Annotated in this window: 25 protein-coding genes and 8 tRNA genes; all 33 read left to right on the forward strand. The window is 51.7% G+C overall.

Going from position 1 to position 24,742, the window contains the following annotated elements:
• Positions 1–166: 166 nt before the first annotated feature.
• The 33 genes from PPOP_RS02565 to PPOP_RS02715 all read left to right on the forward strand — a co-directional run bounded on the left by PPOP_RS02565 (position 167) and on the right by PPOP_RS02715 (position 24,685).
• Positions 167–255, forward strand: a tRNA-Ser gene (locus PPOP_RS02565).
• A 25-nt stretch (positions 256–280) separates the two neighbouring features.
• Positions 281–357, forward strand: a tRNA-Met gene (locus PPOP_RS02570).
• Between the two features lie 9 nt (positions 358–366).
• Positions 367–442, forward strand: a tRNA-Val gene (locus PPOP_RS02575).
• Positions 443–448: 6 nt separating this feature from the next.
• Positions 449–524, forward strand: a tRNA-Thr gene (locus PPOP_RS02580).
• Between the two features lie 9 nt (positions 525–533).
• Positions 534–610, forward strand: a tRNA-Asp gene (locus PPOP_RS02585).
• A 69-nt stretch (positions 611–679) separates the two neighbouring features.
• Positions 680–755: transfer RNA gene (locus PPOP_RS02590), tRNA-Phe, on the forward strand.
• Positions 756–765: 10 nt separating this feature from the next.
• Positions 766–851: transfer RNA gene (locus tag PPOP_RS02595), tRNA-Tyr, on the forward strand.
• 7 nt (positions 852–858) lie between these two features.
• Positions 859–934, forward strand: a tRNA-Lys gene (locus PPOP_RS02600).
• A 160-nt stretch (positions 935–1,094) separates the two neighbouring features.
• Complete coding sequence (locus PPOP_RS25025; protein ID WP_267879047.1) at positions 1,095–1,223, forward strand: hypothetical protein; 129 nt, start codon at positions 1,095–1,097, stop codon at positions 1,221–1,223.
• 30 nt (positions 1,224–1,253) lie between these two features.
• Positions 1,254–2,360 carry a PucR family transcriptional regulator gene (locus PPOP_RS02605; RefSeq protein ID WP_042227164.1) on the forward strand — a complete coding sequence of 369 codons (1,107 nt, stop codon included), beginning with the start codon at positions 1,254–1,256 and terminating at the stop codon, positions 2,358–2,360.
• Between the two features lie 103 nt (positions 2,361–2,463).
• Complete coding sequence (locus PPOP_RS02610; RefSeq protein WP_006284475.1) at positions 2,464–3,585, forward strand: ABC transporter ATP-binding protein; 1,122 nt, start codon at positions 2,464–2,466, stop codon at positions 3,583–3,585.
• Positions 3,586–3,958: 373 nt separating this feature from the next.
• The gene (gene hprK, locus PPOP_RS02615) at positions 3,959–4,897 is read left to right on the forward strand and encodes an HPr(Ser) kinase/phosphatase (protein ID WP_006284476.1); all 939 of its coding nucleotides are present in this window, start codon (positions 3,959–3,961) and stop codon (positions 4,895–4,897) included.
• A gap of 35 nt (positions 4,898–4,932) precedes the next feature.
• Positions 4,933–6,033, forward strand: coding sequence for a prolipoprotein diacylglyceryl transferase (lgt, locus tag PPOP_RS02620; RefSeq protein ID WP_006284477.1), 1,101 nt, complete (start codon positions 4,933–4,935; stop codon positions 6,031–6,033).
• Positions 6,034–6,037: 4 nt separating this feature from the next.
• Positions 6,038–6,688, forward strand: a complete 651-nt coding sequence (gene ppaX, locus PPOP_RS02625) for a pyrophosphatase PpaX (protein ID WP_006284478.1) — start codon at positions 6,038–6,040, stop codon at positions 6,686–6,688.
• A complete protein-coding gene (locus tag PPOP_RS02630; protein WP_042227167.1) occupies positions 6,685–7,209 on the forward strand; it encodes an acyltransferase in 525 nt (174 codons plus the stop codon). Before ppaX ends, PPOP_RS02630 begins: the two co-directional genes overlap by 4 nt.
• 174 nt (positions 7,210–7,383) lie before the next feature.
• On the forward strand, positions 7,384–8,637 hold the full coding sequence (locus PPOP_RS02635; RefSeq protein WP_042227169.1) for a polysaccharide deacetylase family protein: 1,254 nt from the start codon (positions 7,384–7,386) through the stop codon (positions 8,635–8,637).
• 94 nt (positions 8,638–8,731) lie between these two features.
• Positions 8,732–8,983 (forward strand): hypothetical protein, encoded by a 252-nt coding sequence (locus PPOP_RS23260; RefSeq protein WP_006284481.1) that lies wholly within the window; start codon positions 8,732–8,734, stop codon positions 8,981–8,983.
• A 98-nt stretch (positions 8,984–9,081) separates the two neighbouring features.
• The gene (locus PPOP_RS02645) at positions 9,082–11,007 is read left to right on the forward strand and encodes a tetratricopeptide repeat protein (RefSeq protein WP_006284482.1); all 1,926 of its coding nucleotides are present in this window, start codon (positions 9,082–9,084) and stop codon (positions 11,005–11,007) included.
• Positions 11,008–11,054: 47 nt separating this feature from the next.
• Positions 11,055–12,017 (forward strand): thioredoxin-disulfide reductase, encoded by a 963-nt coding sequence (gene trxB, locus PPOP_RS02650; protein ID WP_006284483.1) that lies wholly within the window; start codon positions 11,055–11,057, stop codon positions 12,015–12,017.
• Between the two features lie 435 nt (positions 12,018–12,452).
• Positions 12,453–12,941, forward strand: coding sequence for a hypothetical protein (locus tag PPOP_RS19265; RefSeq protein WP_006284484.1), 489 nt, complete (start codon positions 12,453–12,455; stop codon positions 12,939–12,941).
• Between the two features lie 95 nt (positions 12,942–13,036).
• Entirely contained in the window at positions 13,037–13,999 is a 963-nt protein-coding gene (locus tag PPOP_RS02660; RefSeq protein WP_042227171.1) for a hypothetical protein, read from the forward strand.
• The gene (locus tag PPOP_RS02665; protein WP_006284485.1) at positions 13,996–15,288 is read left to right on the forward strand and encodes a hypothetical protein; all 1,293 of its coding nucleotides are present in this window, start codon (positions 13,996–13,998) and stop codon (positions 15,286–15,288) included. Before PPOP_RS02660 ends, PPOP_RS02665 begins: the two co-directional genes overlap by 4 nt.
• Before the next feature lie 11 nt (positions 15,289–15,299).
• The gene (locus PPOP_RS02670) at positions 15,300–15,968 is read left to right on the forward strand and encodes an ABC transporter ATP-binding protein (RefSeq protein ID WP_006284486.1); all 669 of its coding nucleotides are present in this window, start codon (positions 15,300–15,302) and stop codon (positions 15,966–15,968) included.
• Between the two features lie 272 nt (positions 15,969–16,240).
• Positions 16,241–17,191 carry an ROK family glucokinase gene (locus PPOP_RS02675; protein WP_006284487.1) on the forward strand — a complete coding sequence of 317 codons (951 nt, stop codon included), beginning with the start codon at positions 16,241–16,243 and terminating at the stop codon, positions 17,189–17,191.
• Between the two features lie 28 nt (positions 17,192–17,219).
• Positions 17,220–18,116, forward strand: coding sequence for an RNase adapter RapZ (gene rapZ, locus PPOP_RS02680; RefSeq protein ID WP_006284488.1), 897 nt, complete (start codon positions 17,220–17,222; stop codon positions 18,114–18,116).
• Between the two features lie 58 nt (positions 18,117–18,174).
• Positions 18,175–19,116, forward strand: a complete 942-nt coding sequence (locus tag PPOP_RS02685; protein WP_042227183.1) for a gluconeogenesis factor YvcK family protein — start codon at positions 18,175–18,177, stop codon at positions 19,114–19,116.
• A 7-nt stretch (positions 19,117–19,123) separates the two neighbouring features.
• Positions 19,124–20,056, forward strand: coding sequence for a DNA-binding protein WhiA (gene whiA / locus PPOP_RS02690; RefSeq protein WP_006284491.1), 933 nt, complete (start codon positions 19,124–19,126; stop codon positions 20,054–20,056).
• Between the two features lie 116 nt (positions 20,057–20,172).
• Positions 20,173–20,439: an HPr family phosphocarrier protein gene (locus tag PPOP_RS02695; RefSeq protein ID WP_006284492.1), complete on the forward strand. Its 267-nt coding sequence runs from the start codon at positions 20,173–20,175 to the stop codon at positions 20,437–20,439.
• A gap of 444 nt (positions 20,440–20,883) precedes the next feature.
• Positions 20,884–21,660 carry an SIMPL domain-containing protein gene (locus PPOP_RS02700; RefSeq protein WP_006284494.1) on the forward strand — a complete coding sequence of 259 codons (777 nt, stop codon included), beginning with the start codon at positions 20,884–20,886 and terminating at the stop codon, positions 21,658–21,660.
• A gap of 102 nt (positions 21,661–21,762) precedes the next feature.
• Entirely contained in the window at positions 21,763–21,924 is a 162-nt protein-coding gene (locus tag PPOP_RS22495) for a hypothetical protein (RefSeq protein WP_159101803.1), read from the forward strand.
• A 126-nt stretch (positions 21,925–22,050) separates the two neighbouring features.
• Positions 22,051–23,022 (forward strand): ABC transporter ATP-binding protein, encoded by a 972-nt coding sequence (locus PPOP_RS02705; protein WP_006284495.1) that lies wholly within the window; start codon positions 22,051–22,053, stop codon positions 23,020–23,022.
• Entirely contained in the window at positions 23,019–23,870 is an 852-nt protein-coding gene (locus PPOP_RS02710) for an ABC transporter permease (protein ID WP_006284496.1), read from the forward strand. Before PPOP_RS02705 ends, PPOP_RS02710 begins: the two co-directional genes overlap by 4 nt.
• A complete protein-coding gene (locus tag PPOP_RS02715; RefSeq protein ID WP_006284497.1) occupies positions 23,867–24,685 on the forward strand; it encodes an ABC transporter permease in 819 nt (272 codons plus the stop codon). Before PPOP_RS02710 ends, PPOP_RS02715 begins: the two co-directional genes overlap by 4 nt.
• Positions 24,686–24,742 lie beyond the last annotated feature (57 nt).

Here is a 24,742-nt window from a genome sequence, read left to right on the forward strand (position 1 = left end):
AAGTGCAGCAATGCATGGAGCTGACCAATACTAATCGGTCGAGGGCTTATCCTAAGGAAGATGGTTTGATGATTTTACTTTCGCATTCAGTTTTTAAGGTACAAGGTCTTGATATGCGTATGTGAATCGCGTATAATACGGTGGGTAGGTATTTTACATGCAATGTGGAGAGGTACCCAAGAGGCCGAAGGGGGCGCTTTGCTAAAGCGTTAGGGTGTAACAGCCGCGAGGGTTCGAATCCCTCTCTCTCCGCCACAGTGATTTACAACCTTATTTATATGGCGGCGTAGCTCAGCTGGCTAGAGCGTACGGTTCATACCCGTGAGGTCGGGGGTTCGATCCCCTCCGCCGCTACCAATACCATAAGGACGCTTAGCTCAGCTGGGAGAGCATCTGCCTTACAAGCAGAGGGTCGGCGGTTCGATCCCGTCAGCGTCCACCATATTTCGCCGGTGTAGCTCAGTTGGTAGAGCGGCTGACTTGTAATCAGTAGGTCGTGGGTTCGACTCCTATCGCCGGCACCATGTAACCAAGGAGCTGTGGTGTAGAGGCCTAACATGCCTGCCTGTCACGCAGGAGAACGCGGGTTCGAATCCCGTCAGCTCCGCCATTTTAACTTTCGTGAGAGTGGCAACGCATTATGTGCACCACTTTATTTTTTTTTGGATAAGTCGCACATGGCTCGGTAGCTCAGTCGGTAGAGCAGAGGACTGAAAATCCTCGTGTCGGCGGTTCGATTCCGTCCCGAGCCACCATGAAGCACATGGAGGATTAGCGAAGTGGCCAAACGCAGCAGACTGTAAATCTGTTCCCTTACGGGTTCGGTGGTTCGAATCCATCATCCTCCACCATTTATAAGAGCCATTAGCTCAGTTGGTAGAGCACCTGACTTTTAATCAGGGTGTCGAAGGTTCGAGTCCTTCATGGCTCACCAGTTTCTAAATTCAAGACTTCAGTAAATGAACTGAAGTTTTTTTTCGGCCGGGCTTGATCTTATCAAGCCCGGCCTTTTTGCGATTGGCATGCGGAGAGGGAAGGCTTGCTTCTCTCTTACCACCAGTTCCATACGCTGCGAAAGCAGGAGAAACTGCCGCTTGTGCACGGGCATCGTGCGGAATCAGGCGTTGATGGCTCACTCCTTCGTATGCGACATCCGACGATATACCGGCTGCTTTTCCGCTTATGAAGACGGACTGTCAGATATGATACAATGGGGACAATAAAGAAAAATAAGACGGTTGGAGAGATTCAGTATGGATAAGCGAGCGTTGCAGCAGCAAATCGAACATATATTGGATGCCTCTCTGGAGAAGCTGTCCGTGCCTTCATCGACATGGAGGGAATGGACGGGAGGAGATGCACTGGCGAACGGCCAGTCGGCTGTCTTGGCGAAGCAGGGGAACGCCTGGTATATGCTATGGAAGCCGGGAACGGCGGCGACGGAAGTATTGAAGCTGGAAGGCCGGGAGCTTGCCGGACAGGAGCAGCAATGGCTTCAGCTTATTTTGCGGATGGAGCACCGTCCGAAGCCTTCACTGGCCGCGGCGCTTATCAACGACGAGCAGCAGGCTTACTTGTTCGGGCAATGGATTGCGGAGCGGGTGAAGGAAGGCGAGTCGAATGCGGAAGTGCCGGACAGCTTTTCCTGGAAAAATAAGCTGTTCATTCAGGTTGTGCCGTTCCTGCTCGTGGTCGAGCATGCCCACCAGGAGGCGTCTGCCTATCAAGTATTGTACAAATTGCTCTGCTCCTACTTCGGCGTCGAGGTCAATCTCATTTCGCTGTCGGATAAGGAATGGCTTATTCTGTGCCCCGAGCAGTTGACCCACTTCGGCTCCGGAGAAGACGAGAGCGAAGAGCGCGAGACGATGGAAGAGCTGCTCACGTCCTACTGTCTCGGACTCTATGAGCTGTTATCGAGCGAATGGGTCGGAGAGTGCCATCTGACCATCGGATACCCGTTCATGCCGGTTAAGGGCATTCCGGGCATCGTATCCCAATTAAGGGAGACGCTGTATTTGGGATGGGCCTTTCACGTGAGCAGCAATATTCATCTGCCCTGGGGGATGCATCTGGAGCGGCTGGTCAATAGCATTCCCGACGAGGTGCGGAAGCAGTTCCTGCAGCGGGTTGTCACGAAGGAGGACAGCTTTGCCGATTCGGAGACGATGGCGACACTGCAGCATTTTTTCCACTTCGACTGCAGCGTGAGCGAGACCGCCAAGCGGATGTACATCCATCGCAATACCCTTTTGTACCGATTGGATAAAATCAAGCACGAAACCGGGCTCGATGTACGCAAATTTTCCGACGCGGTTATAGTGAAGCTGATATTGCTATTGTATAAAGTAACAAAATAAGACGATTGTTTTTTGTGCATATTGTGTATAGTTATTTGTACAGGGCTCCGATACAATAAGAGTAACCGATTTCAGGAATACATGTATTAAGGGGGAAACGCACATGGCAGGCGTTCGCTTAGAGCATATTTACAAAAAGTACCCGGGATCCGATAATGCAACCGTAAAAGATGTTAACCTCGATATTCAGGACAAAGAGTTTCTCGTATTGGTTGGTCCATCCGGTTGCGGTAAATCTACAACGCTTCGAATGATTGCAGGACTGGAAGAAATCTCAGACGGGAAATTGTACATTGGCGACCGCCTTGTTAATGACGTGGCTCCAAAAGACCGTGACATCGCGATGGTGTTCCAATCCTACGCGTTGTATCCGCACATGAATGTATATCAAAACATGGCGTTCGGTTTGAAATTGCGTAAATTCAAAAAAGAAGACATCGACAAGCGCGTGCGCGAAGCAGCTCGCATCCTCGACATCGAGCATTTGCTGGATCGCAAGCCGAAGGCATTGTCCGGCGGTCAGCGTCAGCGTGTCGCTCTCGGCCGTGCAATCGTTCGTGAACCACAAGTGTTCCTGATGGACGAACCGCTTTCCAACCTGGACGCGAAGCTTCGTGGACAGATGCGCTCCGAGATTACAAAATTGTCGAAGCGTCTGCAAACGACAGTTATCTATGTAACGCACGACCAGATCGAGGCGATGACGATGGGCGATCGGATCGTCGTTATGAAGGATGGCATCATTCAACAAGCGGCAGCACCTGACGTGCTCTACAACAACCCAGTCAACATGTTCGTTGCAGGCTTCATCGGTTCCCCTACGATGAACTTCATCAAGGGCTCTCTCGTGGAAGAGAACGGCACTGCCCGCTTCAGAGCGACAGGTCTGGACGTTGCCGTGCCTGCAGGCAAGGCTCAAGTGCTGAAGGAAAAAGGTTATCTCGGCAAAGAAGTCATTCTGGGCGTTCGTTCAGAGGACATTCATGAAGAGCCTGTCTTCCTGGAAGCTTCGCCGAATACGGTGTTTACCGGATCGATCGAAGTTACGGAGAACATGGGTCATGAAATGTTCCTGTACCTGACCGGTATTGGTGCCGAGACGGTTATCGCGCGTGTAGACGGCCGCTCTAACTCGAGAGAAGGCCAGAACGTCAAGCTTGCTATCGATATGAACAAAGTGCATGTTTTCGATACCGAGTCCGAATTGAATGTATTCGAAAACTAAGTCGGTATAAAGGAAAAGCGGAGGTTTCCATCTGGGAGCCTCCGCTTTTAGTATATCTTGGTGAAAGCATTTCCGTAACGACCGATCCAGCAAAAGGTAAAGATAGGGCATGCCGATATAAGATAGGAAAGGTGGGCTGCATTCGTCAGCATGTGGCGGAAAATGATTCCCCACAAATTGTTTGTCGTTGAATCTTTATATTTAGGAGATAAAATAAAAAAATCCCGATCAAAGGGCAAGCACCCCCATGCGCTAATTGATCTGACCGTCGATTTTCGATACGATGGTTACAATGGGGAATAGGCACTTCGTTGCCTGCGTAGACGAAGAGCGGGAACAGTTGGAGTGCGGGAGACGAAGGAGTGAACAGAGAATGGCCAAGAGAGTAAAAGTGGCCGAGATGGTGGAGCAGTTCCATCTGGAGGTACTGGCCGGGGAACAGGGGGTAAAGCGGCTGATCACAGTGGATGATTTGCATCGCCCCGGCCTGGAAATGGCGGGTTACTTCGAATACCACCCGAAGGAGCGTGTTCAACTCCTCGGCAAGACCGAGCTTGCATTTTTTGAGACGCTGACTCCAAAGGAGAAGCGGGATCGGATGTATCATTTCTGTTCGAAAGAGATGCCCTGCATTATTGTGACGCGGGGATTGGATGTGCCGGAAGAGATTATCGACGTATGTCAGGAAGAAGACGTGCCCTTGCTGCGGACGCATCTGGCGACGACAATTCTCTCCAGCCGCATTACGAGCTTCCTGGAGAAGAAGCTGGCGCCCACGACGACGATCCACGGCGTATTGGTCGATGTGTATGGCGTTGGCATGCTGATTACCGGGGGGAGTGGCATCGGGAAAAGCGAGACGGCGTTGGAGCTGGTCAAGCGTGGCCATCGTCTGGTCGCCGACGACGCGGTCGAGATTCGGCAGACATCGGACAACCAATTGCATGGATCAGCACCGGAGCTTATTCGGCATTTGCTGGAGATCCGCGGCATCGGCATCATTAATGTCATGACGCTGTTCGGAGCCGGCGCGATCCGCAACAACAAGCGGATCAGTGTTGTCATTCGCCTGGAGAACTGGCAGCAAGATAAGCAGTATGACCGTCTTGGCCTGGATGAGGAGACGACGCGCATTATTGAGACCGATGTACCGCTCGTTACCATGCCGGTGCGTCCCGGACGGAACCTGGCCGTGATCATCGAGGTAGCTGCGATGAACTTCCGCCTGAAGCGGATGGGCTACAATGCGGCGCTTCAATTCACGAACAAGCTGACCGAGACGATCGCCGAGGATATGGAAGATTTTGATTGAGACTCGTATTCTCAACCCATAAGGAGTGTAGATGGATGGCAACGATGCTGCTGGATCCGGTTGCAATTTCGATCGGCGCGATCAAGGTGCACTGGTATGGCATTATATTAGGCACAGCCGCGGTGGTCGGCTTGCTGCTGGCAATTCGGGAAGGCAAACGATTTGGAATTTCTCAAGATTTTTTCATGGATTTGCTGTTGTTCGGTGTGCCTTCCGCCATTGTCGGGGCTCGTATCTATTACGTTGCCTTCAAATGGGATGACTATAAAGATAGCTTGTTGGAAATCTTTAAAATCTGGCATGGGGGAATTGCAATTTATGGCGCATTAATCGGCGCCGTGATTTGCGCGCTTATCTATGTCAGAAAAAAAGAGTACTCCTTCTGGCGCATCGCGGATATTTGTGCGCCGGGCCTGCTGATCGGACAAGCGATCGGTCGGTGGGGCAACTTCGTCAATCAGGAAGCGTACGGAGGTCCAACAACGGAAGCGTTCCTGCGCAACACGCTGCATCTGCCGAACTTCATCGTCAACCAGATGAATGTGATCGGAACCTTCCATCATCCGACTTTCCTGTATGAGTCGCTGTGGAGCTTCATCGGCTTGCTGCTGCTGTTCGGCTTCCGCCGGCTGCGCGGTGTGCGCAGCGGGGAAGTATTTATCGGTTACCTGATCTGGTATTCGATCGGCCGGTTCTTCATTGAAGGGCTGCGTACCGACAGTCTGGCCTACCAAGGATCCGGATGGGTGGAATCGATTATCGGCACGCTATGGTCACCGATGCAGATCGTATTCGAGCCGGGGTATCTCGATCCGAATTACGGCAATGTGCGGATCTCGCAACTGGTGGCCCTTTTCCTGATCGTCGTCGGCATCGCGCTTATCGTCTTCCGCCGGGTAACCGGCGCTTCGAAGGGGCTGTATCACGATCCGATTGTATCTACGAAGGCCGCACAGGTTATCGAAGCGGCGGGGGACAGCGCGAACGACGCCGGAAGCAAGACGGATGCGGAAGCTCCTGCGAAGCCGCAGTCCGTTGGGGAAGCCCCCTCTTCCCGGAACGGGGCCGAGGAAAAGCCTGAATCGGCGGAGCTGCCTGCGGCTGCGGAAGAGAAACGTGACATAAAGGAGAAATAGCATCATGATTCGTACCGTATTGTTCGATCTGGATGGAACGATTATCGATACCAATGAACTGATTATCGAAACTTTCCTGCATGTGCTGCTGGAACGCACGCCGACGCTGACACGGGAGCAGATTATTCCGAGCATGGGAATGCCGCTCGAATATCAGCTGCGGAAGTTCAGCGGATTGGCCGATGTGGAGGAGCTTAAAGCCGCTTACCGCCGCTACAATATATCCCGGCATGATGAGCTGGTGCGCGAGTTCCCTCATGTGAGGGAAGTTATCGGCGCCTTGCATGAGGGCGGGATTCGGCTCGGCATCGTCACGACGAAGATGCGCGAGACGACGAAGCGGGCCTTGCGCATGTTCGGCTTGCTGGATCAGATGGGCGTCGTCGTTACGATCGACGATGTCCAGCATGCGAAGCCGCATCCGGAGCCGGTGCTGCTCGCCATCGAGAAGCTGAAGGCTGACCCGGCGACGACGCTCATGGTCGGCGATAGCCCGGCCGATATCCAGTCGGCTAATGCGGCCGGCGCCATCTCCTGCGGTGTCGCCTGGTCGTTGAAGGGCGAAGCGGTGCTTCGCCAATACGAACCGCGCCATATCATTCATGATATGCGCGATATATTGACACTCATCGGATGGGAGCGGGAATCCAAGTGAGAGATGTGGAGCGGCATCCTGTTGAAGGGCCGAATAGCCTGTGGCAAATATACCGGTCGGTAAGCCCGTGGAAGGGCGTCTGGAACTTCATCTGGGTTCAGTTCGCCCGTTACTGCCCTTCGGTGCAGCTCAAGCGATGGATTTATGTGCATATATTGAAGATGAAGGTCGGACGCCATACGGCCTTCGGGCTAATGGCCATGGTCGATGTCTTCTTCCCGGAGTATATCGAGGTTGGGGACAACACGATTATCGGCTACAATACGACGCTGCTGGCCCATGAATATTTGACGAAGGAATATCGTCTCGGCAAAGTCCGCATCGGCAGTCATGTGATGATTGGTGCCAACAGCACCATTTTGGCGGGCGTGACGATTGGCGATCATGCGGTAATTGCGGCTGGAACGGTCGTATATAAGGATGTGTTGCCTAGCCAAATGGTTGCCGGCAATCCGATGCAGGTGATCCAGGCAGCGGATCCGGCTTCCAACGGGGCAGGCGGATTGGGCGACGATTCATGAATCAGCAGTCATATGACAGGCTGCCGGTTTTTCCTGTTGGGGGGGACGTGGCCGCTTCTTCGATATTCGCTATTTATTTTTCGGCTAAATAAGAAAAGAGAGAAACGGCAAGCATTGAGAAACTTGCCAATGTGGGATAGATACAACAAAAAGATGGTGTAGAGGATGAAGGGGATGGGCATGAGACGGGCCGCAGGCGCGGTTCTCCTGATTGCCTTGCTGTGCGTCGCGCTGTTCATAGATATCGACAGGAATCATAGCGATAGCCGCCCTCTCGTCTGGAAGGGGCAAGTGGACGAAGGGGAATATGCGCTCCAGGCGGGCGGCGAATGGTATATCTCGGCTAATGCGTTGCAGCAAGCATATGGGGTGAATGTACATATCGTCGATGAAGGGAAAGAGCTTCAACTGTACCCGACGACGAGGCCGGAATCGCAGTGGGATTATAAGCCGGTTTTTTATGAGAATCAGGTTATTGCGCTAATGTACCATAATGTGATGAAGAACCCGGACCATATCACGTTTATCTCGCCGGAGCAGTTCGAGGAGCAGCTGCAGGCGATGATGAGCAACGGGTTTCATTTTATATCCATGGATGAATATATTGATTATATGCTGAACGGCGCGCCGGTTCCGCCGAATGCCGTACTGATTACCTTCGATGACGGGTATGAGTCGTTCTATACGGAAGTGTATCCGGTGCTAAGGAAATACCATCTTACCGCTACGAACTTCGTTATCGTCGAGACGATTGACAATCCGAGGCAGACCAAGCACATGAAGCTGTCATGGGCGCAAATGCGGGAGATGAAGCAGCACGGGATGAGCTTCTACAGCCACACTTTCCATTCGCATGCGTACCGCCCGGTGAATGATCGGGGATTCCTTCGCCCGACGCTGACCCGGAAAACATATCTGAAGAAGGAAGAACGCAAAGAGACCGATGAGGAATATGAAGTGCGGGTTCGCCAAGATCTGGTCAAGGCAGAGAAGGTGCTGAAGAAGGAGCTGGGCAATGCGAACAGCTTGCTGGCGTTCCCGTTCGGCGCCTATAACAGCAAGGTGCTGGAGATTTGCCGTGAGTTGGATATCCCGATTACATTCACGGTTCGTCCTGGGATTAACGGGCGGAACAACCGGAACGGGTTCCGAATCAATGCGGGGAATCAGTTGATTGCGACGCCGAAGCTTATTGAGAAGATGCGCAACCGGGGCGCGCATACGAAGGTGGCCCGCGTCAAGCCGAGCCGAATCGTTACCTGGAACGGCGCGGAGATGGTACTATCTGTCCCTCCTCTCGTCAAGAATGGGAAATGGTATATTGCACTCAAAGATTTGAACCATCATTTCCGGTTGATCTACGAGATGAGAGATGCAGATCGCAGTATTGAATTATTCCCGGGGCAATATTCGGATAAGGGGATATAAAAATATAAAATTGAGGAGCAGGCGCTGCCGGTCTATTACAAGATTGGCCGCGCCTGCCTGCTTGCTGACCGGCAGGTGTCGGAAAGGAAGAACAATGAGCCGCAAAGAGCACATTACTGCCATTCCTATTGTACGGGCGCTGGCCATGATTGGCGTCATCAGCGTGCATTCCACATCGCAGGCAACGGTAGATATGGTTGATTTGGCGGCACTTCCCGGGGCTAAGGAGAACCAACTGCGTCTGAAGCAGCTGCTTATGCACCGCGACGTGGTCGGGTACCGGGCGCAGGCAAGCCTGCTGGGGTTGGATGCCGGGCGGCTGGATCCGTTGAAGGCTCTGCTGTAGCTCTGGGACGGCTCGACGAAGGGGTGGGGGAAGACGTGTCATTATGGTATACTGAAACTTATGTATACAACAATGATGCGGCAGGAGGTGCCTTGGCGATGGCAGGAGAGAAGCCACATCGAACCGGCAGGGACAACGCGGATACACATGGCGACGTTGTAATGTTCCCGGTAGATGCGGTCGCGTATTCCGATCGCGCGGTAAAATTATTGGATCGGCTGCAATATGACAAGGCATTGCGGTATTTCCGCAGAGCGGTCGAGTGTGATCCCGGCGATGCGATTCACCAGTGCAATCTGGCTGGGGCGTTGGCAGAGACGGGACGCTTCGAGGAGTCGAATCTCATCCTCCGCCATATTGTGAATGAGCTCGATCCATCCATGAGTGAATGTTATTACTATATGGCAAATAATTTCGCTCATCTTGAGTGTTATCAGGAAGCGGAGGCGGCGCTCGATGTTTACTTGGCGCTGGATCCGCAAGGAGCTTACGGCAGCGAGGCGCTGGAAATGAAGGAAATGCTTCATGACGAGATGAACCGACCCGGGTTATACCCTGGAGCCCGTCCCCCTGCCAATGCAGCGGCCTTCGAAGAAGCGGCAAGAGGCTTGAAGGAAGCCGCTGCCGCTTTGAGCCGGGTGGCGGAGTCCGAAGGAAGCGACGAGCCGGCGAATCCATCTGGACAAGCCTGGGAATCGCAGAGCGGACAGGAAGCCGAACATCAAGAAGCCCGGCGGATGATGGAAGAAGGCCGGTTCGTGGAGGCGGGGCGCATTCTGGAGCGGCTGATGCAGGCGAATCCCGGCGATTTGCCTGCTCGGAATAATCTGGCACTAGCTTATTATTATATGGGCTTCTTCAAGGAAGCCCGCGAGATGCTTTACCAGGTGCTCGCGCTGGATCCCGGTCATTTGCACGCCCTATGTAATTTGGCCATATTCGAGCGTCAGGCCGGGCGGAACGAACAGGAGCGGGAGGTGATCGAGCGGTTGGCGAAGCTGCAGCCGTTCCATCGGGAGCCGGCCTTCAAGCTGGCGAACACGCTGGGCATTCTCGGTCGGCATGAGGAGGCTTACCGCCATCTGCAGCGCCTGCTCGCGACCGGATCGCCTGTCGAGCCGGGGGTCTATCATTGTGCGGCGGTCGCAGCGTTCCATCTCGGCCGGTACGATGAAGCGGCCGGCTGGTGGGCGGCTTGCCGGCGCCTGGATCCGGAGAGCGGCATCGGGTCGTATTACTTGGAGCTGCTTCAGCGGATCGCGGGAGGTCATCCAGATCCGATGCCCAGCTATCATTACCGCATTCCTTACGAGGCGAAGGCAAGTTCCGGACGGAGGTCCGAGCGGTCTGCGGCAGCGGAGCGGAATGTTCGGCACGAAGCTGGAGAACCGGGGGCGGCCACCGAATGGGAACGGCAGTTGAAGTCGGATCCGCTCGTTCGCTCGTCCTTGTTCTGGGCGCTGCGCTCGGGCGACTCCGCGACAAAGCTTCAGGCGCTTCAGGCGATGAGCCTGATCAATGACGAAGAGGCGAGGCAGGCGCTCCGTGGGCTGCTGCTCGATCCGGAGCAGGATGGCAACGTGAAGGAACTGACCGTTTATGTGCTGCGTCTGCTCGGCGTAGAGGACGCGCTTGAAGTGGAATGGGGCGGCAAGAAGCAGCTTGTGGAAGGGTATCATCTGGGGAGCGGGCTCCCGAGCTGGGAACCGGACTGGCAGCAGGTGATCGATGCGATTCGGACCGGGATGAACGGCCGGCATGACATGATTGAGATGTATGATGCGGAGAAGCTCTGGATTGAATTTCTCCGCCGGTCATATCCTAATGAAGTGCCGCGCATTGCGAAGGCGCATAGTTGGGCGGCGGCGATTGAATATATTGTCGCGAAGAAGCGCGGACACCCGATCACCTACAGCGAGGCGGGGGAATGGTACGCCGTATCCGCCGCGACGGTCGCCAAGCATGCCAAGCGCATGGAAGCGGCATTCCGCGCAGAGGCAACCGAGGAGAACATCTACCAATAGACGACACGTTTTTCAAAAAATTTTACTCGTGAAGGAGGCCTTTGATTATGGAGAAGAAGGTATATAAATCGATCGTAATCGGTACAGGACCTGCTGGGTACACGGCGGCGATATATCTGGCGCGCGCCAATCTGAATCCGCTCGTCATCGAAGGTCCGCAGCCGGGAGGCCAGCTTACGACGACAACCGATGTAGAGAACTTCCCGGGGTTCCCGGACGGGATTATGGGCCCTGAACTGATGGAGAACATGCGCAAGCAGGCGGAGCGCTTCGGCACGACGTTCGTTACCGGCTGGGTAACGGAGATCGATACGTCGCAGCGTCCGTTCAAGCTGACGGGGGAAGGTCTGGAGGAGATCTGGGCCGAGACGCTCATTATTTCGACAGGAGCCAGCGCGAAATATTTGAACATCCCTGGAGAGCAAGATAATATCGGCAAAGGGGTCAGTGCATGCGCTACCTGCGACGGCTTCTTCTTCCGGGGAAAAAAAATCGTCGTCGTTGGCGGTGGCGACTCGGCGATGGAGGAAGCTAACTTCCTGACTCGTTTCGCTTCGGAGCTGACGGTGGTGCACCGCCGTGATGAGCTGCGCGCCTCCGGGATTATGCAGGACCGGGCGCGCGAGAACGAGAAGATCTCCTGGGCTCTGAACCGGACGCCGCTCGAGGTGCTGGCATCGGGCATGGGCGTTACCGGCCTCAAAGTGCGCAACAACGAGACGGGGGAAGTGGAAGACATCGAGGCGGACGGCCTGTTCGTCGCGATCGGGCATCAGCCAAATACCGATTTCCTGCGCGGCAAGGTCGAGCTGAACGAGAACGGCTACGTTATCGTGAAGCCGGGCACGACGGAGACGAGCGTCCCGGGCATTTTCGCGGCCGGCGACGTACAGGACATGAAATACCGCCAAGCGATTACTGCAGCCGGCTCCGGCTGTCAGGCAGCGCTTGATTGTGAGAAATTTCTAGAAGGCAGCATGGTGCATGACTGGAGCGTGACGTTGGGGTAACCGTTCCGTGGTGACGGGCATACCGGGAGTCGGGAGCCAGGTATGCCCGGTACGGATAAAAGTATACTTTCATTTTCGTATTTAAAATAGGGATAATAAACAATAAGAACTCCTGCGGCTGCAGTACTTCCCAGGAGTTTACCTTCAATTGGGGACCGTTCTTTCAGGACGGTCTCTTTCTAATGGATACGTGTACGCACCTATTTCTCGAGTTTGCTCTCTAATATATTCCAGCCCACTGTTAGCATTAGTTTCAAAGTAACTTAAAAATTATTTCAATAAATAGAAATATTTTATCAATCCACTCTTTTACTGTGTGTTTATTATGGTATAATATGGGTAACAAAAAAAATCCAAGGGGAAAGGAGCGAGCATAGCTACCCTGCATCTACCCTGTAGCTAAGTTCTTTATTTCGAAACTAGGGAGGTAATGGTATGAACAAGAGGATGAAATTCATGTTAGGAGCAACCGTTTTAAGTGCATTTGTTATGGTTACCGCAGTTCCCGGATTTGCCTCGTCTTCACAGCAGAAGGTTTCAGGCGGCTGGAGTGAGTCCGAAGGATATTATATCCATGCCCCAAATGGCTGGACGCATGCTTTATCAAGTTCTTCTACCAGAATGAAAAGAGGGGCAAATTCTCCAAGTAAGCATGAAGGTAAACGTCTAACTCGAGAATTCTCACACGGCGGTGATTTCGAATATGCCGCATATGGGGAAACGACATGGAAAGATACTTGTCATTATACAACGGCTCGAATGGAAGATACCGAAGGACATATGCTTACAACGAGTGGCAGAAAATGGGGAATTGGCTTTACAACGGCACAATCCCCCTGGTACACTCCCAAATTGTTTGAAAACACGGAAGCGCGTACCTATTGGGGGAACGAGGGCAGCGGAAACCAGTGCAAGGATCGATAGGCAGGAAATCGATGGTGGGGAGGCTGCTTCATCTTGCTAACAAGAGCAAAGCAGCCTCTACGATAGGCTTTATTTCGTAGAAATGAGGAAGTCAGATGCATACACTGAGGCGCAAAGATATCATTTTCATGCTCCTGTTTTTATTGCTTTATATCGTATATTATTTTTTTCTGCTATATGTCGATAAGCAGGAAAAGTTCAATGAAATATCCAATCGATTGTATACAACTCATCATCAAGTACTGGTTGATCACGGTGCTAGCGATTGGGTCAACACGCCGTTTTCACCAGCGGGCTACCGGCTTTTTCTTGAATATAATGATAGCTACCGTTTTTTTATCGATCATCATAGTGAATGGTCTCCTCCTATGGAATCGGGCCGTTTTTTTGGGGCGGAAGAAACGAAGCCGGTAGCGGTTGTAGGCAGGGAAATGGCAGACACGATTAGAGTTAGTAACGGGATAAAGCACGTATCGTTTCATGGAGAAGATTATGAAGTCGTCGGAATGATAGGCGCGCCCTTCGCAAGTCCGATTGACTATTTGATTTTGCTCTATCAACCTAACGACATCCCTAGATTGCCTGACATGCGTATTATTATCGACAGTGAGCGCAAAGCAACGGTTACTGAAGTCACCGAAAGTGTGATCGCCCAAAAACCTGCGGTTACACGAATGGAAAGTAGCCACAAAGGGTTAGCGCGAACGGCGAATCTCCCTTTTCTCTACCGGTTATTGCTTTTTGAGTTTTACCTCCTTTTACTCCTGAGTACGTTCGCCTTTATCCGGTTTTGGTATGAGTCAGAACGGAAGAAGTTGCATATTCTATTTATTCTGGGCATCTCGACGTTTACGATTTCTACAGCTATGTTCTATAAAATATTGGTGTTTATTACAGTTCCGGGGGCAATTCTTTACTTGGTCATTTCGCTGCTTGGTTCCGGCTTATTTTCGCATCAACTCCTCTGGATCATGCTTCTGTTTCTGATTAGCGCCTGTACGGTAACCAGCTTATTAATCAAGTCGACTTCTCCTACAGGAGGTGCAATCAGCAAATGAACTGGAATGAACTGAAATTCTATGTAAAACATCATAAAATCATGACCCTGTTTATTTATTTACAACTTAGCCTTTTTTTTATCATTATGGGCACCTTTCTTGCTTTTGTCGTACAGCTACACTATGAAAGCAATGGTCTGCAAGACAAGTATCAAGGAAAGTCCATCTATCACTTACTTGATGGTTATTATGATGGCACACAGTTTGAGCACTTTACAAGCCAACCAGGCTACCTCAAGCGCTTAAAAAATTTCTACCATGACTTAACCCATACACGCGAATTTCAATACCTCGCGATGGACAGTCATCATATCCTAGTCAAGGATACGGGGTTACCCGAACACTTTAATGAAGGATACGAACAAGGGCACAAGAAACGTCAGCAACAAATAGGGGATGAAACCTTTACCGCTGTGAAATCATTTCAAATGAATAAGCAAGCTTTCGACTTTTTTGGATTAACCATAGCGGAAGGGGCATCTTGGCGCGAGCAAGATGTTCAGGCGGGCGAGGGGGATACATTACCCGCCTTGTTAGGGGCCTCCTATCGACATATATTCCAGGTTGGCGATGAGATCGTCATCGACTATTATTTTAAACCGTTTACGATCAAGGTGATTGGTTTTTTACAAGCAAACAGTAAGATTTACTATAATGGTGATCCAGAATTTTATTTGGACGAACATATCCTGCTTCCTCATCAGGAGTATGATCGTAAGCCTCTTTCCAAACGAGATGAGTCATTTCAGAAAATTAGCTATTTTGCCATGATTAATGGGTACATCGTAACTGACGGCTCCCCCGCCAGCGGATCATCGATGATGCAACGGGTCGATACCATTGCGCGAAAGTCGGCGATCGGGAGTTATTCCTTTATTCGCTTCAATCCGCATTTCTTAAAATACAGGGGAGTAATGACCATACTCCAAGAAAATAGAGGGTTGGTTCTCACGGTATTTCTCTCTACCGCGTTATTACACCTAATGATTATTATCATGATGCTGCTATTACAACAAAAAAAGCGACTCTCTGCTCTCGCCATTCATTATATGAACGGGGCCACGAAGGTGGATTTGATAAAGAGGCAATGGCTCGAAATCTTGATGGTCGTGGTGGCTGCATATATAACTAGTTTCATTATACTAAATAAAATCCTTAAAATCGGAAGCGGTATGACGCAATTTATTATGCTATTCCTATGTATTTTTGTAAGCATAATCATTTGCCTCGTGCCGGCAATCAATCTTTGGTTCCGCCCACTGACGAAAGAAATCAATGCAGGGGAATAAGGAGGAAATCAATGCTTGAACTTGCAGGGATAAAAAAAGGTTTTATCGACGGGAAGCGATTCACGATCCTATTAGAAAATGTAAATTTTGTTGTCAATGAGGGGCAATCTGTAGCGATTAGAGGAAAAAGTGGCTGTGGAAAATCAACGTTACTTAATATTTTAGCCGGCCTGCTTCCCTTCGAAGAAGGGGATATGTTTTTTAACGGAACGAATATTTCCAAGTTTTCAACAAGTCAGATGGCTGAATATCGCAGGAATCATATTGCATACATAACGCAAAAATTTCATTTACTCGATGATCGGAATGTTTTTGAAAATATTGCGCTGCCGCTTCAATATCTCGGCGTGTCTAGAGGAGAAATAAAAAATAGAGTTGACGAAGTTTTGTATAATCTAAATATGGAAATACATGCAAAAAAACATATCGCTTCACTATCAGGCGGAGAATGTCAGCGCGTTGCCATAGCCCGAGCCATCGTAAAAAATCCGTCAATACTATTAGCTGATGAACCTACTGGATCATTGGATGAGACAACCGAAGAGTCTATATTGAGCGTATTTGATTCACTTCATCAAATAGGAATGACAATGGTGATCGTTACCCATGATGATAATGTGTCAAGCCGCTGTCAGCATATTTATGAGCTTCACCAGAAGAGCTTGAAGAATGTGGGTTAATCGTGTGAATATAGTGGGAAGCATTACTGAATTGTGACAACGATACAGGGAGAAAAATAGTATTCTCTTCAACCTGGACGGAGCCTGCGGGCTCCGTATTTGATCTGGCGGAAGGAGCAGCCGCGCTCGTGTGGAGTCGGCCTGGGAAGAGCCTTGATCGCTCCTGCGGGCTGGCCGCGCACGCCTTGACCTGTTTACACCGTTCGCGTATAGTGGGTACTGAAGTAACATACGATCAAGGATATGATTACAAGTATAAAGGTGGATGACGCATGTCTGAGCAAATCTACGTGGGTGTCGATTTGGGCGGAACGGCTATCAAGGTCGGCCTTTGTGATACGGAAGGCCGGCTGCTGCAAACGTTTGAAGGTCCGACTGAAGTTGCCAAGGGACACGATACCGTCATAGACAACATCGAGAACTATATTCGCCGAATCGTAGAGGAATCTTCTTACGATTGGAGCCAGGTGGCTGGAATTGGTGCAGGGGTCGCTGGGTTTACGAATGTGAAGGAAGGCGTTATCTTGTTGGCGCCCAATGTAGGCTTCAAGGATGTGCCGATTCGCGCCATATTGGAAGCACGGTTAGGCAAGCCGGTCAAGATTGACAATGATGCCAACGTGGCCGCCTTGGGAGAAGCGTGGAGCGGTGCGGGCAAAGGCATCGACAATTGCGTCTGCTATACGCTGGGAACTGGCGTCGGCGGTGGCATTATCATCAATGGGAAGATTGTGCAAGGATTTTCCGGGTTGGCCGGAGAGTTGGGCCATATCGCCGTCATTCCGGATCTGGAAGCGATTCAATGCGGCTGCGGCAAGATGGGCTGCCTGGAGACGGTATCCTCCGCAACCGGCATCATCCGCATGGCGAAGGATGCGGTAGAGCGCGGCGATCGCACGTCCCTGTCGCTGCTGGAGGACATCGTGGCGAAGGATGTGTTCGATGCGGCGAAGGCCGGAGACGAGGTTGCCGTCCGCATTATCGCGCGCGCAGCCTTCTACTTGGGCAAATCGATGGCTGCGGTGGCGGTCACCTTGAATCCAGAGCGGTTTATTATCGGCGGCGGCTTGTCGAAGGCGGGCGAGTTCTTATTCGAGCAAATCCGTGAAACGTTCAAGAAGCTATCACCTGAACCGGTTACGCGCGGCGTATTGATCGTGCCAGCTGAGCTAGGCAATGATGCTGGTATGATTGGTGCGGCTGGATTGTTCTTGCGTTCGTAATCGGCATTGGTAAGGGAGATGACGAACGATGATCGATTCAACAGAAACGGCAGCGCTTGCTAAATTAGTCATTATTACGGGGATGTCCGGCGCCGGCAAGACTCTCGCAGTACAAAGCCTAGAGGATCTCGGATTTTTTTGCGTAGATAACTTGCCGCCCGTTCTGATTCCCAAATTTGCGGAGCTGATTGAGCAATCCAAAGGGAGGATCGGAAAGGTCGCGCTCGTCATCGATTTGCGCGGGCGAGAGTTTTTCACGGCGTTATCGGAGTCTTTGAATTATATTAGAGAACATTATACAATTAATTGTGAAATTTTGTTCTTGGATGCAACGGATGAAGTCCTCGTCCAACGCTACAAGGAGAGCCGGCGCCGCCATCCATTGAAGCCGAACGGCATGCCGCTGGAAGGCATCAAAATGGAGCGCAAGCTGCTGGAGGATTTGAAGGGCTGGGCCAATCAGGTGGTTGACACGAGCAGTCTCAAACCGGCGCAGCTCAAAGAACGCATCGTCTCGAGATTTACGCAGGCCGATCAGAATCGCATGTCGGTTAACGTTACCTCATTCGGCTTCAAATATGGGGTTCCGATCGATGCGGATCTCATTTTCGACGTGCGGTTTCTGCCGAATCCTCATTATGTGGAGCAGTTGCGCCCGCATACCGGTCAAGCTATCGAAGTCTATGACTATGTCATGAAATGGCCGGAGACGCAGACCTTTCTGAGCAAGTTGCTCGATTTGCTTCAATTTTTGCTTCCTCAATACCGCAAAGAAGGGAAGAGCCAGGTCGTCATCGGCATCGGCTGTACTGGCGGGAAGCATCGTTCCGTAGCCGTCGCGGAATATTTGGGCCGCACGATCGGTTCCAGCGAGACGGAGGTTGTTCGCGTAAGCCATCGGGATTCCGAACGCGATCGGCATTGATGGGGGGGATACTGAAGTGCGGACAGGAGAAGAGCGCGGGCTGGCGCGCATCGTCGTTATGGGTGGCGGAACCGGTCTATCTGTCATGCTGCGCGGCCTGAAGGAGAAGCCGTTGGATATCACGGCTATCGTCACGGTCGCCGATGATGGTGGAAGTTCCGGTATTTTGCGCCAGGAACTGCAAATGCCGCCCCCGGGGGATATTCGCAACGTCTTGACGGCGTTGGCGGATGTGGAGCCCTCGTTGTCGGAGATGCTGAAATACCGTTTCCCGAATGGAACCGGATTGGCCGGGCACAGCCTTGGGAATCTTATCCTGGCGGCCATGACGGATATTACGGGCGACTTCGTCGCGGGCATCCGTGAATTGAGCAGGGTGCTGGCCGTTCGTGGGCGCGTGCTGCCGGCTGCTAACCAGGCGATTGTGCTAAATGCGGAGATGACTGACGGCACCATCGTGGAGGGCGAGTCTGCAATACCGCAGGCGGGCCAGCGCATCAAGCGGGTCTTCCTCGAGACGGAGCAGGTGGAGGCGCTTCCTGAGGCCGTGCAGGCGCTGCAGGAGGCGGATGCGATCCTGATCGGCCCGGGAAGTCTATATACGAGTATTATCCCGACGCTGCTTGTACCGAAGCTCGCACTGGCGGTCAAGGAGTCGGACGCCATCAAAATCTTCGTCTGCAACGTCATGACACAGCCGGGAGAGACGGATAATTACAAGGTTAGTGATCATCTCGAAGCCATCCAGCAGCATGTAGGCAAGCATCTATTCGATTATGTCATCGTCAATGACGGAGAGATACCGCCTCAAGTGCAGGACCTTTACGCCGAGCAGGGGGCCCGTGCAGTGCATTTGGATTTGGATGAAGTGACGAATAGAGGTTACAAGGTGATCGCCGATTCCCTTGTATTGTTCCGCACGTATTTGCGACATGATGCGGAAAAGCTGAGCCATCACATTTATCAGCTGGTGGAGAATTGGATGTTACGAAAGAGGTGAGCGGAGAATGTCCTTTGCAGCGCAGACGAAAAAGGAATTGACGTTTATTGAGTCCGATGCATGCTGTGAACGGGCAGAGCTGGCGGCGTTAATGCGTATGAACGGCTCCGTCCAGCTCTCTTCGAACCGCAAGGTCATTCTGGATGTTTCGACGGAGAACGCGGCGATTGCCCGCCGGATATACACGTTTATCAAGAAGTTTTATCAGGTGCATACGGAACTGCTGGTGCGCAAAAAAATGCGCTTGAAGAAAAATAATGTGTATATCGTACGTATTCCTTCCCAGGTACAAGAGATTTTGCATGATCTGCATATCGTATCCGAAGGGTTCCAGTTCACCGATGGAATAGATAGGCGGATTATCGCGAACAATTGCTGTAAACGGGCTTATTTGCGGGGGGCGTTTCTTGCTGGCGGATCGGTTAACAATCCGGAGGGATCCTCTTACCATCTCGAGATTTCATCGATGTACGAAGAGCATTGCAAGGCTATTGTTAAATTGGCCAATCAATTCCGGCTCAATGCCCGGTTCATTGAACGCAAAAAAGGGTTCGTGCTGTACATTAAAGAAGGCGAGAAGATTATTGAGTTCCTCAATATCATTGGGGCACATCAGGCGTTGTTCAAGTTCGAAGACGTTCGCATCATGCGGGATATGCGGAACTCCGTGAACCGGATTGTCAACTGCGAGACAGCGAATCTGAACAAGACGATTGGCGCGGCCGTGCGCCAGATCGAGAATATCCGCCTGATTGAGAAGGAGATTGGACTAGAACAGATCCCGGACAAGCTCCGCGAAGTGGCGCAGGTGCGCTTGGCTCATCCCGATCTAAATCTGAAGGAAGTCGGTGAGATGCTCAAGGGGAAGGTCAGCAAGTCCGGAGTCAATCACCGGCTGCGGAAAATTGATGAAATGGCCGAAAGAATAAGAAACGGATGAATTTTGTTCCTAGTGTACCATCGTTTAAAATGCTATAATGTGATAAACCGAGGAAAAAAGCGTAAACGTGAATTAAATAGTAAACTATATAGGAAATGTAGGGGGTATGATCCGGCATGGCTCAACAACCAGTTGTGGTACGTTTGAAGACAGGATTGCATGCACGACCGGCAGCCTTGTTCGTTCAAGAAGCGAATAAATATTCTTCGGATATCTTCGTGGAAAAGGAAGATAAAAAGGTAAATGCGAAAAGCATTATGGGGATCATGAGTCTTGCAATCGGCTCAGGTACGTCTATTACCATCACGGCGGATGGTGCGGACGCAGAAGAGGCTGTAAGCGCTTTAGTCTCCTTAATCAGCAAGGAAGAGTTGGAAAACTAACTGGACCTGCATGCCGGATGCATCTCCCCGGTAGAAGGCAAATGATACAAAAGCAGCGGCTGTGGCTGCCGTCCATCTCCATACCGAGTGTCCGGCGAGCCCGGAATCAAGGCAGGACCTGAGCATTACGCACAGGTCCTGTACCATATACAGCCAAGGATTGCCATAGGCTGTATACATCAGCGGTACCCTTCACCTTGCTCCGGATGCGGCATCACTCGCCATCCTTTAATAAATAGAACATTTACAACTAGAATATAACACAAGTTACATCAAATGACAATAGAAAACATTAAATTGGTCGATTGAAAGCGGCACCCCCATGAAGGACATCCAGGCTACCGGAAAATAATTCATGTGTTGGTGCAACCTATTTGGTCATCCCCTCGTTTTAAAACGTAAGCAAGTTGATTATCTAAACATATGAGCGTTGGAGGGGATTGGATGATAAATGTGAACTCACATGGACGGAAGTGGCGGCGGACGGCGGTGGCAACCGTCGTCATCGGCGCACTGCTGTTCGGCGTATGGGGAGCCGCGGCTCCGCAGTCGGCACAGGCCGCAGGGGAGGCTCCGACCATGGATAAAAACACAATTGCGGTCGTGGGACAAGGAGAATTGGAGGTTACGCCGGATATTGCTTATGTCGATATTGTTACAGAATCGAAGGCGGATACGGCGGCGCAAGCCCAAAAGCTGAATGCCGCGGCATTCGATAAGGCGAAGCAGGGGCTGCTGAAATATGGAATTACGGATCCCCAAGTGAAAACAACTAATTTTTCCGTCAACCCGGTATATAAGTATTCGGAGAACAGCGAACCGAAGGTCGTCGGTTACGAAGCCCGCCACGCCGTTCGCGTGACGTACCGTGACCTCGAGAAGCTGGGCAATCTGGTGGACACCGTGACCGGAGCCGATGCGACGCGCGTGCAGCAGATTCAATTCGATATCGAGAAGCGCGACGCTTTTGAGTCCGAGGTGCTTGAAAAGGCTGTGAAGCATGCGGCAAGCAAGGCCGGCGTGCTGGCCAAGGCAGCCAATCGCCAATTCGGACCCGCGCTTGCGATTGTGGAATCTGGCGTCGATTGGCAACCGATGCGGGTCATGAGCGAGAAGCTATCGATACTGAACACTTCCGCCGCTGAAGCAGCCGGTTCCGCTCCTCAAGGCGGCCAGGTCAAGCTACGGGCGCAAGTGCAGGTTCTGTTCGAAATGAAATAAGATCATAAGAGACGGAAGGCCCCTTCCTGATACCGCGACGATTCGCGGACGGGCGTGGGGCTTTCGCGTGAGGTTACAAAAATGTGGGTGGGAGCCCTGTAGATGGAGGAAATGAGTCAATCCATTGAAGATGAATGTATGCAATTGTCGAAATTACGTAAAAATAGTTGTATCACCAAGCAAAACGATGTATATTGGATATGCAAAAACGCCAACGTGAACGAACGGGAAGCCATACCAAGGGATATGGCTTTTTTTGCTTAATGGATAAGGGAACAAGGTATGCGCACATGCATTCTTATCGCATAATTATCCGATATTCGCGGCGGTGTCGTCCTGACCGGTGCGGCTTGCCGTATCCCATGGATAGGCTGACGATATAAGGGGTTGATGCTCTTGATACAACTGGTACATGTGGAGAAGCACTTTGCCGGGCAACCCGTAGTACATCCTTTGTCACTCACGATTGATGAGGGAGAATTTCTAACGCTGCTCGGCCCAAGTGGTTGTGGCAAGACCACGATTTTGCGTATGATTGCCGGCTTCGAGCTGCCTACGGTAGGCGAGATTCGATTGGACGGCGTGAATGTGACGCAATTGCCTCCGAACAAACGGGATTTGAATCTCGTATTCCAGCATTACGCTCTGTTCCCTCATATGACGGTGGAGCAAAATATTCAATTCGGCTTGAAAATGAAAAAAATTCAGCAAGCGGAACAGCGTGAGCGCATTGCCGAAGCGATTCGGCTCACACAGCTGACTCCGCTCGCTGCGCGGTATCCGCATCAGTTATCCGGCGGACAGCAGCAGCGTGTCGCCATTGCGCGGGCGATCGCCAACAAGCCGAGGGTGTTGCTACTGGATGAGCCGCTCGGCGCGCTTGACTTGCAGCTTCGCAAAAATCTGCAGGGAGAATTGAAGCAACTGCAGCGGAACTTGGGGATTACGTTTGTCTATGTCACCCACGATCAGGAAGAAGCGATGATGATGTCAGACCGAATCGTCATCATGAACAACGGGCGCATCGAACAGGTTGGATCGCCTAAGGAAATTTATGAACGCCCGGAGACGTTGTTTGCAGCTACGTTCGTCGGGGAGAATAATGTGTTCCATGAAGAGAACATGTTCACCGTTCGTCCAGAGAAGATTCGCATATCGGAAGATCCAGAAGGGGCGTGCAGGGCAGGAATTATACAGGATATTGTCTATTTGGGGAATATTCATAAATTGATTGTTCATATGGAAAATGAACAGACAACGGTGACGGCTGTGCTTGATTTTACGGACACCCGTCCATGGCAAACCGGACAGCGTGTCGGCGTTCACTGGAGCGCGGGAGACGAGGTGATTATCGGCCTATGAGACGCTCCTTCGGCATCATTGCACCGGTCGTGTTGTGGCTGATGATATTTCTCGTCGTGCCGATGATCGCGGTGTTGGCCGTATCCTTCATGCAACGAGACGAGTTGGGCAATGTCATATTTACGTTTACGCTTGAACATTATGCCCGTTTTTTTGACCCGCTCTATTTGGGCATTTACCGGGATACGCTATGGCTCTCGATTGTGACGACAGCGATCTGTCTGCTGCTCGGTTATCCGCTGGCCTATTACATTGCCCAAGCGAGCCTGGGGCGGCAGAAGATGTGGCTCATTCTCATTACGGTTCCGTTCTGGATCAATTTCTTAATCCGCGCCTATGCCTGGGTGCTGCTGCTACGGACGCAGGGCATCGTGAACCAGGTGTTGCTGGATATCGGATGGATTCAAGAACCACTCCAGATGCTGTATACCAAAGGCGCGGTGCTGCTTGGGATGGTGTACACGTTCATCCCGTTCATCGTGCTGCCCATTTATGTCGCTCTGGAGCAAATGGATAAGCGGCTGCTGGAAGCGGCCAGCGATCTCGGTGCAGGCCGCTGGAGCGCGTTCTGGCATATTACGCTGCCGCAGACGAAGTCGGGGATTATGACCGGAAGCGTGCTGGTTTTCGTCACGACGACAGGAATGTTCGTCGTCACCGATATTTTGGGTGGGGCCAAGGCGCAGATGCTGAGCAATATTATTCAGAACCAGTTCCTCGGCGCGCGGAACTGGCCGTTCGGCTCTGCCTTGTCGGTGGTGTTCGTCATCAGCGCCTTGATTATAATCGGATTGTTCCAGTGGGCACTCCGTTCCAAGTATGAGGCATCGAAGGAGGCGAGGGCATGAAGACAGCATCCGCAACGAAGCAGCATCCACTGTTGGCGTGCCACTCGATCCTGCTGCTTCTGTTCATTTACATTCCGATCCTATTGATTATGGTTTTTTCATTTAATGATTCACGGTTGAATGCAAGCTGGAGCGGATTTACCTTCACATGGTACGGATCATTGTTCCAAAATCGGCAGGTGATGGAGGCACTGAGCAACAGCGTCATTATCGCGCTCGTATCGACCGTGTTGTCCACGGTATTTGGCACGATGGCAGCGCTTGCGATGCGGCGTATACTCAGCCGGGCAAAAAAAGGAATCGCCGGCCTGCTCTACTTGCCAATCATCGTGCCGGACATCATTATGGGGCTATCGTTGCTCGTGCTGTTCAGCCAACTGAATATGCCGCTCGGCAAGACGACGGTCATTATCGCGCATATTACGTTCAGCATCTCGTATGTATATGTCATCGTCTCCTCGCGGCTCGCGAATATGGGAGGACAGTTGGAAGAGGCTGCCTCGGATCTGGGAGCCACGCCGTGGCAGACGTTCCGCTACATCACCTTGCCGTCGATTTGGCCGGGGATTATCGCGGGGGCGCTGATTGCCTTTACGCTGTCGATCGACGACTTCCTGATCAGCTTTTTCGTGGCGGGGCCGAACTCGACGACGCTGCCGATCTATATTTACGGCTCGGTCAAGCGCGGCATATCGCCGGAAATTAATGCGTTATGCACGCTGCTCATTTTGCTAAGCGTCGGTCTGATTGTGCTGGCGCAGTGGATGCTGAACCGCGGCAACGGCGAGAAGAAAAGCTCGATGCTGCCGTTTTGAACAAACAGCTTCATGATATTTTCTTTAACCATGGGATCCTACGGATCAGAGAGGGGT

It is taken from the genome of Paenibacillus popilliae ATCC 14706 (assembly GCF_000315235.1).
Classification (GTDB): Bacteria; Bacillota; Bacilli; order Paenibacillales; family Paenibacillaceae; genus Paenibacillus_B; species Paenibacillus_B popilliae.

Excerpts from the sequence above, each read along its gene's own strand:
- PPOP_RS02605 (WP_042227164.1), top strand. The coding sequence starts at position 1,254 with ATGGATAAGCGAGCGTTGCAGCAGCAAATCGAACATATATTGGATGCC.
- PPOP_RS02610 (WP_006284475.1), top strand. The coding sequence starts at position 2,464 with ATGGCAGGCGTTCGCTTAGAGCATATTTACAAAAAGTACCCGGGATCC.
- hprK (WP_006284476.1), top strand. The coding sequence starts at position 3,959 with ATGGCCAAGAGAGTAAAAGTGGCCGAGATGGTGGAGCAGTTCCATCTG.
- lgt (WP_006284477.1), top strand. The coding sequence starts at position 4,933 with ATGGCAACGATGCTGCTGGATCCGGTTGCAATTTCGATCGGCGCGATC.
- ppaX (WP_006284478.1), top strand. The coding sequence starts at position 6,038 with ATGATTCGTACCGTATTGTTCGATCTGGATGGAACGATTATCGATACC.
- PPOP_RS02635 (WP_042227169.1), top strand. The coding sequence starts at position 7,384 with ATGGGCATGAGACGGGCCGCAGGCGCGGTTCTCCTGATTGCCTTGCTG.
- PPOP_RS23260 (WP_006284481.1), top strand. The coding sequence starts at position 8,732 with ATGAGCCGCAAAGAGCACATTACTGCCATTCCTATTGTACGGGCGCTG.
- PPOP_RS02645 (WP_006284482.1), top strand. The coding sequence starts at position 9,082 with ATGGCAGGAGAGAAGCCACATCGAACCGGCAGGGACAACGCGGATACA.
- trxB (WP_006284483.1), top strand. The coding sequence starts at position 11,055 with ATGGAGAAGAAGGTATATAAATCGATCGTAATCGGTACAGGACCTGCT.
- PPOP_RS19265 (WP_006284484.1), top strand. The coding sequence starts at position 12,453 with ATGAACAAGAGGATGAAATTCATGTTAGGAGCAACCGTTTTAAGTGCA.
- PPOP_RS02660 (WP_042227171.1), top strand. The coding sequence starts at position 13,037 with ATGCATACACTGAGGCGCAAAGATATCATTTTCATGCTCCTGTTTTTA.
- PPOP_RS02665 (WP_006284485.1), top strand. The coding sequence starts at position 13,996 with ATGAACTGGAATGAACTGAAATTCTATGTAAAACATCATAAAATCATG.
- PPOP_RS02670 (WP_006284486.1), top strand. The coding sequence starts at position 15,300 with ATGCTTGAACTTGCAGGGATAAAAAAAGGTTTTATCGACGGGAAGCGA.
- PPOP_RS02675 (WP_006284487.1), top strand. The coding sequence starts at position 16,241 with ATGTCTGAGCAAATCTACGTGGGTGTCGATTTGGGCGGAACGGCTATC.
- rapZ (WP_006284488.1), top strand. The coding sequence starts at position 17,220 with ATGATCGATTCAACAGAAACGGCAGCGCTTGCTAAATTAGTCATTATT.
- PPOP_RS02685 (WP_042227183.1), top strand. The coding sequence starts at position 18,175 with ATGGGTGGCGGAACCGGTCTATCTGTCATGCTGCGCGGCCTGAAGGAG.
- whiA (WP_006284491.1), top strand. The coding sequence starts at position 19,124 with ATGTCCTTTGCAGCGCAGACGAAAAAGGAATTGACGTTTATTGAGTCC.
- PPOP_RS02695 (WP_006284492.1), top strand. The coding sequence starts at position 20,173 with ATGGCTCAACAACCAGTTGTGGTACGTTTGAAGACAGGATTGCATGCA.
- PPOP_RS02700 (WP_006284494.1), top strand. The coding sequence starts at position 20,884 with ATGATAAATGTGAACTCACATGGACGGAAGTGGCGGCGGACGGCGGTG.
- PPOP_RS22495 (WP_159101803.1), top strand. The coding sequence starts at position 21,763 with ATGGAGGAAATGAGTCAATCCATTGAAGATGAATGTATGCAATTGTCG.
- PPOP_RS02705 (WP_006284495.1), top strand. The coding sequence starts at position 22,051 with ATGCTCTTGATACAACTGGTACATGTGGAGAAGCACTTTGCCGGGCAA.
- PPOP_RS02710 (WP_006284496.1), top strand. The coding sequence starts at position 23,019 with ATGAGACGCTCCTTCGGCATCATTGCACCGGTCGTGTTGTGGCTGATG.
- PPOP_RS02715 (WP_006284497.1), top strand. The coding sequence starts at position 23,867 with ATGAAGACAGCATCCGCAACGAAGCAGCATCCACTGTTGGCGTGCCAC.